Origin of the sequence: Verrucosispora sp. ts21 (genome assembly GCF_002879555.1) — a bacterium.
GTDB lineage: Bacteria > Actinomycetota > Actinomycetes > Mycobacteriales > Micromonosporaceae > Micromonospora > Micromonospora gifhornensis.
Genome location: NZ_PNOZ01000129.1, coordinates 1 through 9,748, shown reverse-complemented (window position 1 = coordinate 9,748; position 9,748 = coordinate 1). Strand labels below are relative to the sequence as shown.

At 69.7% G+C, this 9,748-nt stretch carries 11 protein-coding genes; 10 read left to right on the top strand and 1 reads right to left on the bottom strand.

Annotated elements, in window-relative coordinates; all coding sequences use genetic code 11:
* Window positions 1-145: 145 nt before the first annotated feature.
* From C1A38_RS32670 to C1A38_RS29590, 3 genes are read left to right on the top strand one after another with little or no spacing between them, the layout of a single operon-like run.
* On the top strand, window positions 146-481 hold the full coding sequence (locus tag C1A38_RS32670) for a Scr1 family TA system antitoxin-like transcriptional regulator (RefSeq protein WP_286047594.1): 336 nt from the start codon (window positions 146-148) through the stop codon (window positions 479-481).
* Window positions 481-915, top strand: coding sequence for a DUF5753 domain-containing protein (locus C1A38_RS32665; protein ID WP_286047593.1), 435 nt, complete (start codon window positions 481-483; stop codon window positions 913-915). The genes C1A38_RS32670 and C1A38_RS32665 overlap by 1 nt, the downstream gene beginning before the upstream one ends.
* Window positions 906-1,103 carry a DUF397 domain-containing protein gene (locus C1A38_RS29590; RefSeq protein WP_102660975.1) on the top strand — a complete coding sequence of 66 codons (198 nt, stop codon included), beginning with the start codon at window positions 906-908 and terminating at the stop codon, window positions 1,101-1,103. The genes C1A38_RS32665 and C1A38_RS29590 overlap by 10 nt, the downstream gene beginning before the upstream one ends.
* Before the next feature lie 200 nt (window positions 1,104-1,303).
* Here the strand turns inward: C1A38_RS29590 and C1A38_RS29585 are convergent, their stop codons facing one another.
* On the bottom strand, window positions 1,304-1,822 hold the full coding sequence (locus C1A38_RS29585; protein WP_013731695.1) for an Lrp/AsnC family transcriptional regulator: 519 nt from the start codon (window positions 1,820-1,822) through the stop codon (window positions 1,304-1,306).
* A gap of 203 nt (window positions 1,823-2,025) precedes the next feature.
* Between C1A38_RS29585 and C1A38_RS29580 the strand changes: the two genes are divergently transcribed.
* Genes C1A38_RS29580 through speB form a run of 7 tightly spaced genes read left to right on the top strand, consistent with a single transcriptional unit; the run spans window position 2,026 to window position 9,741 of the window.
* Complete coding sequence (locus C1A38_RS29580; protein WP_102660974.1) at window positions 2,026-3,210, top strand: polyamine ABC transporter substrate-binding protein; 1,185 nt, start codon at window positions 2,026-2,028, stop codon at window positions 3,208-3,210.
* A 2-nt stretch (window positions 3,211-3,212) separates the two neighbouring features.
* A complete protein-coding gene (locus C1A38_RS29575) occupies window positions 3,213-4,364 on the top strand; it encodes an ABC transporter ATP-binding protein (RefSeq protein WP_102660973.1) in 1,152 nt (383 codons plus the stop codon).
* Window positions 4,361-5,275, top strand: coding sequence for an ABC transporter permease (locus C1A38_RS29570; RefSeq protein ID WP_102660972.1), 915 nt, complete (start codon window positions 4,361-4,363; stop codon window positions 5,273-5,275). The genes C1A38_RS29575 and C1A38_RS29570 overlap by 4 nt, the downstream gene beginning before the upstream one ends.
* Window positions 5,272-6,114, top strand: a complete 843-nt coding sequence (locus C1A38_RS29565) for an ABC transporter permease (protein ID WP_102660971.1) — start codon at window positions 5,272-5,274, stop codon at window positions 6,112-6,114. Before C1A38_RS29570 ends, C1A38_RS29565 begins: the two co-directional genes overlap by 4 nt.
* Window positions 6,111-7,529, top strand: a complete 1,419-nt coding sequence (locus tag C1A38_RS29560; RefSeq protein WP_102660970.1) for an NAD(P)/FAD-dependent oxidoreductase — start codon at window positions 6,111-6,113, stop codon at window positions 7,527-7,529. Before C1A38_RS29565 ends, C1A38_RS29560 begins: the two co-directional genes overlap by 4 nt.
* Window positions 7,529-8,731: a saccharopine dehydrogenase family protein gene (locus tag C1A38_RS29555; protein WP_102660969.1), complete on the top strand. Its 1,203-nt coding sequence runs from the start codon at window positions 7,529-7,531 to the stop codon at window positions 8,729-8,731. Before C1A38_RS29560 ends, C1A38_RS29555 begins: the two co-directional genes overlap by 1 nt.
* A complete protein-coding gene (speB, locus tag C1A38_RS29550; RefSeq protein WP_102660968.1) occupies window positions 8,728-9,741 on the top strand; it encodes an agmatinase in 1,014 nt (337 codons plus the stop codon). Before C1A38_RS29555 ends, speB begins: the two co-directional genes overlap by 4 nt.
* Window positions 9,742-9,748 lie beyond the last annotated feature (7 nt).

The following is a 9,748-nucleotide window of genomic DNA, read 5'->3' as shown; positions in this document are numbered from 1 at the left end:
CATGTCGGGGGCGATTGGGGGGCGTTTCGGGGACGTTTGAAGTGTGCGAAACAGTCCTTACGCGACACGCCGGGAGCGGGCGGACAGGGCCACGCAGGGTGGCTAGCGTGCTGCGCAACGTCATGGGCGGGGTGGAGGTCGGGAAGTGAACGAGGTGCTGCGGCTGGCGATGGCGAACAAGGGGGAGACGGCTGAGTCGTTGGCCGGGAAGGTTGGCGTCGACCCGAAGACGGCGGGTCGGTGGATCGCGGACGGGCGGGTTCCGCATCCTCGGACCAGGGTCGCGGTGGCCACGGTGCTCGGGCGGCAGGCCGAGGAGCTGTGGCCCGAGCCGTTTCGCCGCCGCGATCTGCCGTGGTTCCGGGAGTGGGCGGAACTGGAGCAGAAGGCCAGCTCACTCCGATCATATGAGCCGCTGTTGGTGCCGGGGTTGCTGCAGACCGAGGCGTACGCCCGGGGGTGCTGGCCACCGGCGGCCTGATGTCGCCGACGGAGGTCGAGGAGATCGTTGCGGGGCGGATGGCGCGGCAGCGGGTGTTGGAGCGGGAGAGTCCGCTTCAACTGGTGGCGGTGATCGACGAGGTGGTGCTGCGTCGGCAGGTGGGCGGCGATCGGGCGGTGATGGCCGGGCAACTCGGCCACCTGGCGGAGTTTAGCGAGCGGGAGCATGTGCAGGTACGGGTGATTCCGGCGGAGAACCCGTGGCACACCGGGCTGGCCGGGCCGTTCGTGCTGGCCCGCACACCGGACGGCGGCGAGGCGGCCTATCTGGACAATCAGCTGCGCGGTCAGGTGGTGACCGAGCGTGCCGACCTTGCTAGCCTGAGCGCGAGATGGGAGAGCGTCACCGGTGAGGCGCTGCCCCGTCGCCAGTCCATCGAGCTGATCAGGGAAGTGGCGACGACATGGAGATGACCGGCGCCCGTTGGCGCACCGCCACCCGCAGCAGCAACAACGGCGGCAACTGTGTCGAGGTGGCCGACAACCTGCCCGGCCGGATTCTGGTACGCGACAGCAAGGACCGGGCCGGCGGCGTGCTGACCTTCGCTCCTGACGCCTGGCGCGCCTTCGTCGCCGCCACCGGGCGCCGACCCGGCCGCTGACTGTCGCGGTTCGCCACGTCGGGCTGGCTGATCGACTCCTTTTCGCCGTAACGGCGGTATCAGGGCGGCGTCGACCCCGCCGTTACGGCGAAACGGAGTCGATCAAGCACAAGCCGGTTGGCGGGCCAGCCCGGCCCAGCCCGGCCGGGCCGAGGCGGGCAGGGCAGGCGGGCCGGGTCGAAGCGGGCAGGGCGGGTGGGTCAGGCGGTGCCCCAGGTGTAGGTCTGCTTGCGGAGCTTGAGGTAGACGAACGCCTCGGTGGAGACGACGCCGGTGACGGCGCGCAGGCGTTGCAGGATCTCCAGCAGGTGCTCGTCGTTGCGACAGACCACCTCGGCCAGCAGGTCGAACGAGCCGGCGGTGATCACCACGTAGTCGACCTCGTCGAACTCGGCGATCCGGTCGGCGACCGACTCCAGGTCACCGTCGGTACGAAGACCGATCATGGCTTGTCGGGGGAAGCCGAGTTGGAGCGGGTCGGTCACCGCGACGATCTGCATCACCCCGGCGTCGAGCAGGCGCTGCACCCGCTGGCGTACGGCTGCCTCGGAGAGCCCGACCGCCTTGCCGATGGTGGCGTACGGTCGGCGTCCGTCCTGCTGCAACTGTTCGATGATCTGCTTGGCCACGTCGTCGAGCAGGGCGTGGCTCGCGCCCTCGCGCACACTGACCCGGCGGCCCCCGTTGCCGTTGCCGTTGTCGTGCTGCCGGTTCGTCATCGACCGCTCCCCATGTCCGTCACCGGGCTGAGCCTAATGCCATCGGTGAGTTTGGCGTAATTCGTCGTCGGAAGCTAATGCGGCAACGGAATCCCTTGTACGAGAGGGTTCCTCATGTCAGGATCAGTCGTCCATCGCCATTGATCCTCCCGTCGGCGCGCCACCCCCCGTCCCGCCGCCGACCGATCAATAGGAGTCGTCACATGCGTAGTGCCTTCCGGCCCCTCACCCGGCGTGGTCTGCTCACCGGCACCCTCGGTTCGGCTGCGCTGCTCGCTGCGGGTGGCTCCCTCGCCGGCTGTGGCACCCCGGCCGCCCAACAGACCGAGGCCGGCTGCGTCAGCGAGGACCTTTCCGGTACGGAGAAGAAGCTCGCCTTCTCCAACTGGCCGCAGTACATGGACGTCGACGACGACGACAACGCCAAGCGACCCTCGTTGGACGGATTCGTCAGCAAGACCGGCATTCAGGTGGCCTACACCGAGGACGTCAACGACAACAACGAGTTCTTCGGCAAGGTGCAGAACCAGCTTGCGGCGTGCCAGGGCACCGGGCGGGACATCATGGTGCTCACCGACTGGATGGCCGCCCGGATGATCCGGCTGGGCTGGATCCAGAAGCTGGACAAGGCGAACCTGCCGAACGTCGAGGCGAACCTGCTGCCGTCGCTGCGCAACCGCCCCTTCGACGTGGACAACCACCTCGCCGTACCGTGGCAGTCCGGTCTGGCCGGGCTGGCCTACAACGGCCGGGTCACCGGCGAACTCCGTACGCTCGACGAACTGCTCACCCGCCCGGATCTCAAGGGCAAGGTGACCGCGTTGACCGAAATGCGTGACACCATGGGGCTGCTGTTGATGTCCAACGGGCACAACCCGTCCGACTTCACCAGCAGCCAGTTCGACGACGCGCTCAACAAGCTCAAGCGGGCCGTCGACTCCGGGCACATCCGCCGGTTCACCGGCAACGACTACGCGCCCGACCTGGCCAAGGGGGACATCGCGGCGTGCATCGGCTGGTCCGGTGACATCATCCAACTCGGCTTCGACGACGAGCAGATCAAGTTCGTGGTGCCCGAGTCCGGGGTGATGCTCTGGTCGGACAACATGCTCGTGCCGAACAAGGCGACCCACAAGGCGAACGCCGAAGCGCTGATCAACTACTACTACGACCCTGCGGTCGCCGCCCAACTCGCCGCCTACGTCAACTACATCTGCCCGGTACAGGGCGCGCAGGCGGAGATGGAGAAGATCGACCCGGAGCTGGCCTCGAACCCGCTGATCTTCCCCGACGAGGCCATCCTCTCCAAGGCGCGGGTCTTCATGGCGTTGGACGAGAAGCAGGAGCGCGAGTACGAGACCAAGTTCCAGCAGGTTATCGGAGCGTGACGATGGCGCAGGAGACACCGGCGGGCGACCTGCGCCTGGCCAACCTCACCAAGACGTTCGGCCCGTTCACCGCCGTCGACGATCTCAGCCTGACCATCGCCCAGGGCTCGTTCTTCGCCCTGCTCGGCGCCTCCGGCTGCGGCAAGACGACCACGTTGCGGATGATCGCCGGGCTGGAGGAGCCGACCAGCGGGCAGGTGCTGCTCGGTGACCGGGACATCGCCGGGCTGCGCCCGTACAAACGGCCGGTCAACACGGTGTTCCAGAGCTACGCCCTCTTCCCGCACCTGGACATCTTCGAGAACGTGGCCTTCGGGCTGCGGCGACGCGGCATCCGGTCGGTGGACAGCCAGGTGCGCGAGATGCTGTCGCTCGTGCAACTCGACGGGTACGAGCGACGCCGACCGACCCAGCTCTCCGGCGGGCAGCAGCAGCGGGTCGCGTTGGCCCGGGCGCTGATCAACCACCCGCAGGTGCTGCTGCTCGACGAGCCGCTGGGCGCGCTGGACCTCAAACTGCGTCGCCAGATGCAGATCGAACTCAAGCGGATCCAGACCGAGGTCGGCATCACCTTCGTGCACGTCACCCACGACCAGGAGGAGGCCATGACGATGGCCGACACGGTCGCGGTGATGAACGCCGGACGGATCGAGCAACTCGGCGCACCAGCCGACATCTACGAGTTCCCGGCCACCGCCTTCGTGGCCAACTTCCTCGGCCAGTCCAACCTGATCGCCGGTGAGGTCTCCGGCAGCAACGGCGACGACACCCTGGTCACCGCGCGGGGGGCGCGGTTCTCGGTGCCGTCGGCCCGGGCCCGCGCCGACGAAGGCCCGGTCTACCTCGGCGTACGCCCGGAGAAGCTGCACCTGGCCGGTGCCGCCGTGCAGGTGCCCGCCGGCAGTCAGCATCTCGAAGGGACCATCTCCGACGCCTCGTACGTCGGGGTGAGCACCCAGTATCTGCTGCGCACCAGTTGGGGCACCGAGCTGAGCGTCTTCGTCGCCAACAGCGGGACGCAGCAGCGCTTCGCCGTCGGGGAGCGGGCCGTGGCGTACTGGGATCCCCGGCACGCCTTCCTGCTCGGCCGTCGCGCCGACGAGGACGACCGCACCACACCGGTGCTCGACCAGCCGGTGGGCGCTTCCTCATGAGCATCCTGGCGCACGTACCCGCCGGATCCGGGCAGCCGGCGTCGCCGCCGCAGACTGCCCGATCGGCGCGGTACCGGTTCCTGCCGTACCTGCTGTTGTTGCCCGGCGCGGCCTGGCTGCTGCTGTTCTTCGCCGTGCCGCTCGTGCAGCTCGCCTCGGCCAGCCTCTACGACCCGGAGGGCTCACTCTCCACCGGGTACGCGCTGACCTGGGCGTTCGGCAACTATCCGACCGCGCTGCAGCAGTACTGGCCGCAGTTCAGCCGGTCGTTCCTGTACGCCGGCATGGCGCTGGTGCTGGCGCTGCTGATGGGCTACCCGCTGGCGTACGCGATCGCGCAGAAGGCCGGCCGCTGGAAGAACCTGCTGCTGGTCTGCGTGGTGGCCCCCATGTTCACCAGCTTCCTGGTGCGCACGCTGGCCTGGAAGACCATCCTGTCGGACAACGGCTGGCTTGTCGGACTGCTGCGCGACGTGCACCTGCTCGGCCCGGACGGGCGGCTGCTGGCCACCCCGATCGCCGTGGTGCTCGGCCTGACGTACAACTTCCTGCCGTTTCTGGTGCTGCCGCTGTACGCGAGCCTGGAGCGGCTCGACTACCGGCTGCTGGAGGCCGCCAGCGACCTGTACGCCAGCCCGCTGAAGACCTTCCGCCGAGTCACCCTGCCGCTGTCGATGCCCGGTCTGATCGCCGGCACCCTGCTGTTCTTCATCCCGGCGACAGGTGACTACATCAACGCCGAACTGCTGGGCACCCCGAACCAGTACATGATCGGCAACGTCATCGACTCGGCCTTCCTGGTCCGGCTGGACTACCCGCAGGGCGCGGCCCTGTCGTTCCTGCTGATGTCGGCGATCCTCGCGGTGGTCTTCGTCTACCTGCGCCGGGCCGGTACGGAGGATGTCCTATGAGCCGCGTGTCCCGATGGCTTGCCCAGCACTGGGTGATGGGGGTCGCGCTGCTGGTGCTCGGCTACCTGTTCCTGCCGATCGCCGTGGTCGCCGCGCTGTCGTTCAACCGCCCGTCGAGCCGGCTGTCGTACGACTTCAACGAGTTCACCCTCGACAACTGGCGTAACCCGTGCGCCACCTCCGACATGTGCGACGCGGTGCTGCGCAGCGCGCAGATCGGCTTCCTCGCCACCGTGGCCGCCACCGCGCTCGGCACGCTTATGGCGTTCGCGCTGGTCCGACACCGGTTCCGGGGCCGCTCCGGGCTCAACGTGCTGATCTTCCTGCCGATGGCCACCCCGGAACTGGTGATGGGCACCTCGCTGCTCGCCCTGTTCGTCGCCGGTGGGGTGCCGCTGGGCTTCTGGACCATCGTCATCGCGCACGTCATGTTCTGCCTGTCGTTCGTGGTGGTGACGGTCAAGGCGCGGCTGGCCGGGATGGACCGGCGGCTGGAGGAGGCCGCGATGGACCTGTACGCCAGCGAGTGGCAGACGTTCCGCCGGATCACCCTGCCGCTGGTGCTGCCCGGCATCGTCGCCGCCGCCCTGCTGGCCTTCTCGTTGAGCTTCGACGACTTCATCATCACGAACTTCAACTCCGGCACCACCGTCACGTTCCCGATGTACGTCTGGGGTGCCGCCCAGCGGGGCATCCCACCGCAGGTGAACGTCATCGGTACGGCCATGTTCGCGATCGCGTTGCTGCTGGTGCTGGCCACCATGCTGCGGGGGCGGCGGGCCCGCCGGTCGGCGATCACGGCGGCCGTACCGGCACCCCGGGCGGCCAGCCGGTCATGAACCTGCCGCCGCCCGGCCGGGCCCTCACCGACGCGGTACGCGCACCGTACTGGCTCGACCGGCCGGAACGCCCCGATCCGGTCCCGCCGCTGGCCGGGCCGACCAGCGCCGACCTGCTGGTGATCGGTGGCGGGTACGGCGGGTTGTGGGCCGCCCTGCTGGCCAAGCAGGCCGACCCGGGACGGGACGTGCTGCTGGTGGAGGCGGGCACCTGCGGCTGGGCGGCCTCCGGACGCAACGGCGGGTTCTGCGCCGCCTCGCTGACCCACGGGCTGGCCAACGGGGTGCAACGCTTCCCCGACGAGATCGACGAGTTGGAGCGGCTCGGCCGGGAGAACCTGGACGCCATCGCGGCGACCGTTGCCGCGTACGGCATCGACTGCGACTTCGAACGCACCGGCGAGTTGGCGGTGGCGGTCGAGCCGTACCAGCTCGACGGGTTGGCCGAGGACGTCGCGCTGGCCCGCCGGTACGGCCACGACGTCAGCCTGCTCGACGCCGACGAGGTACGGGCCGAGGTGGACTCACCGACGTACCTCGGCGGATTGTGGGACCGCGACCGGGTGGCGATGCTCGACCCGGCGCGACTGGCCTGGGGGCTGCGGCGGGCCTGCCTCGACCTCGGTGTACGCATCCACGAGCACACCCGGGTGACCGGGCTGCGCCGGGCCGGTGCGGCGCTGCTCGCCGAGACCACAGGCGCCGACGACGTGCCCGGGGCGGTATGCGCCGACCGGGTGGTGCTGGCCACCAACGCGTTCCCGCCGCTGCTGCGTCGACTGCGCGCCTGGGTGGTGCCGGTGTACGACTACGCGCTGATGACCGAACCGTTGACGCCCGCGCAGCGCGACGCCATCGGCTGGCGCAACCGGCAGGGGTTGGCGGACACCGGCAACCAGTTCCACTACTACCGGATCACCGGCGACGGTCGGATCCTGTTCGGCGGCTACGACGCGGTCTACCACTACGGCAACCGGATGGCCCCCGCCCTGGAACAGCGCGACGCCACCTTCACCGCCCTGGCCACGCACTTCTTCACCACCTTTCCGCAACTGGCCGACGTGCGGTTCAGTCACCGGTGGGGCGGGGTGATCGACACCTGCACCCGGTTCTGCGCGTTCTTCGGCACCGCGTACGACGGGCGACTGGCGTACGCGGGCGGCTACACCGGGCTGGGGGTCGGGGCGACCCGGTTCGGTGCCCGCGTGCTGCTCGACCTGGTCGCCGGGGCGGACACCCCGCTGACCCGGCTCGCCCTGGTGCGGGACAAGCCGATGCCGTTTCCACCCGAACCGGCCCGCGCGGTCGGCATCGGGCTCACCCGCTGGTCCATGGCCCGCGCCGATGCGCATGAAGGGCGGCGCAACCTCTGGCTCCGTACGCTCGATCGGTTTGGTCTGGGGTTTGATTCCTGATGCGTGTCCTGCTTGTCGGCGCTGGTGGGGTCGGTGCCGCCGTGGTCGCCATCGCGGCGCGGCGCGCCTTCTTCGAGGCCATTGTGGTCGCCGACTACGACCCCGCCCGCGCGGCGCGGGCGGTCGCCGGCCGCGACGCCCGCTTCGTCGCCACGACGCTTGACGCCGGCTCCGCCGAGGCGGTCGCGGCGGCCTGCCGCGAACATCGGATCACCCACGTGCTCAACGCGGTCGACCCGCGGTTCGTCATGCCGATCTTCGAGGGGGCGTACGCGGCCGGCGCCGACTACCTGGACATGGCGATGTCGCTGTCGAAGCCGCACCCGATCCGGCCCTACCAGGAAACCGGCGTCAAGCTCGGCGACGAGCAGTTCGCGGTCGCGCAGCGCTGGGCCGACGCGGGCCGGCTGGCGCTGGGCGGCATCGGCGTGGAACCGGGCCTGTCCGACGTCTTCGCCCGCTACGCCGCCGACGAACTCTTCGCCGACATCGACGAGATCGGGGTACGCGACGGAGCGAACCTGACAGTCGACGGCTACGACTTCGCGCCGTCATTCTCGATCTGGACCACCATCGAGGAGTGCCTCAACCCGCCGGTGATCTGGGAGGACGGACGGGGCTGGTTCACCACCGAGCCGTTCAGCGAGCCCGAGGTGTTCCACTTCCCCGCGGGCATCGGGCCGGTCGAGTGCGTCAACGTGGAACACGAGGAGGTGCTGCTGATCCCGCGCTGGGTGCCGGCGAAGCGGGTCACCTTCAAGTACGGCCTCGGCGACGAGTTCATCGAGGTGCTCAAGACGCTGCACAAGCTCGGCCTTTCCGCGACGTCGCCGGTACAGGTGGGCGGGGTGTCGGTGTCGCCGCGCGACGTGGTGGCCGCCTGCCTGCCCGACCCGGCCACCCTCGGCGACCGGATGCGCGGCAGGACCTGCGCCGGCACCTGGGTACGCGGCACCGGCGTCGACGGCCGCCCCCGCGAGGTGTACCTCTACCACGTGGTCGACAACGAGTGGTCGATGCGCGAGTACGGCCACCAGGCGGTGGTCTGGCAGACCGCCATCAACCCGGTCGTCGCCCTGGAACTGCTGGCCGGGGGCGTCTGGTCGGGTGTCGGCGTGCTCGGCCCCGAGGCGTTGCCCCCGAAACCCTTCCTCGACCTGCTCACCGATTACGGCTCACCCTGGGGCATGGAGGAACGATGACCCGCTACGGCCCGATGTTCGGCCCCGACGTGACCTTCCTCGGCGTGCCACCCTGCACCATCGAGGAACCGGTGACGTACGCCGACGCCGACGTGGTCATCATCGGCGCGCCCTTTGACGGCGGCACCTCCCACCGCCCCGGCACCCGGTTCGGCCCGTCGGCCATCCGCCAGGCCTGCTATCTGCCGCACGACGGCTCCCGCCCCTCCCTGGCCCTGCGCGTCGACGCCCTCAAGGACCTGTGCGTGTACGACGCCGGTGACGTGGAGATGTTCTCCGGCGACATCGAACGCTCCCTGGCCGCCCTGGAAACCGCCGTGTACGCGGTGACCTCGGCCGGCGCGATCCCGGTGATCCTCGGCGGCGACCACTCCATCGCCCTGCCCGACGCCACCGGCGTCGCCCGCCACCACGGGCTCGGCCGGGTGTCGCTGCTGCACTTCGACGCGCACGCCGACACCGGGGACATCGAGTTCGGTTCCCTGCACGGGCACGGCCAACCGATGCGTCGACTCATCGAATCCGGTGCGGTACGCGGCGACCGCTTCCTCCAGATCGGACTGCGCGGCTACTGGCCGGGCCCGGAGACGCTGCGGTGGATGGCCGAGCAGCGGATGCGCTCGTACGAGATGACCGAGATCGTGGCCCGAGGCCTGGACGACTGCCTGTCCGAGGCGTTCGGCATCGCCACCGACGAGTGCGAAGGTGTCTTCCTCTCCGTCGACGTGGACGTGGTCGACCCCGGCATGGCACCCGGCACCGGCACCCCCGAGCCGGGCGGCTTCACCTCCCGCCAACTGCTCGACGCGGTCCGCCGGGCCTGCTACGAACTCCCGATCGTCGGAGTCGACGTGGTCGAGGTCGCCCCACCGTACGACCACGCCGACATCACCGCCTACCTGGGCAACCGCATAGTCCTGGAAGCCCTCTCCGCCATCGCCCGCCGCCGCCACGACGCCACCGGCGCCCCACCCTGGACCCCCACCCAACCCCTCCTCGACTCCCGCTGACCCCACC

Coding starts and splice junctions, on each gene's coding strand:
- C1A38_RS29555 (WP_102660969.1), top strand. CDS start 7,529: ATGCGTGTCCTGCTTGTCGGCGCTGGTGGGGTCGGTGCCGCCGTGGTC.
- C1A38_RS29575 (WP_102660973.1), top strand. CDS start 3,213: ATGGCGCAGGAGACACCGGCGGGCGACCTGCGCCTGGCCAACCTCACC.
- C1A38_RS32665 (WP_286047593.1), top strand. CDS start 481: ATGTCGCCGACGGAGGTCGAGGAGATCGTTGCGGGGCGGATGGCGCGG.
- C1A38_RS29590 (WP_102660975.1), top strand. CDS start 906: ATGGAGATGACCGGCGCCCGTTGGCGCACCGCCACCCGCAGCAGCAAC.
- C1A38_RS29570 (WP_102660972.1), top strand. CDS start 4,361: ATGAGCATCCTGGCGCACGTACCCGCCGGATCCGGGCAGCCGGCGTCG.
- C1A38_RS29565 (WP_102660971.1), top strand. CDS start 5,272: ATGAGCCGCGTGTCCCGATGGCTTGCCCAGCACTGGGTGATGGGGGTC.
- C1A38_RS29580 (WP_102660974.1), top strand. CDS start 2,026: ATGCGTAGTGCCTTCCGGCCCCTCACCCGGCGTGGTCTGCTCACCGGC.
- speB (WP_102660968.1), top strand. CDS start 8,728: ATGACCCGCTACGGCCCGATGTTCGGCCCCGACGTGACCTTCCTCGGC.
- C1A38_RS29560 (WP_102660970.1), top strand. CDS start 6,111: ATGAACCTGCCGCCGCCCGGCCGGGCCCTCACCGACGCGGTACGCGCA.
- C1A38_RS29585 (WP_013731695.1), bottom strand. CDS start 1,822: ATGACGAACCGGCAGCACGACAACGGCAACGGCAACGGGGGCCGCCGG.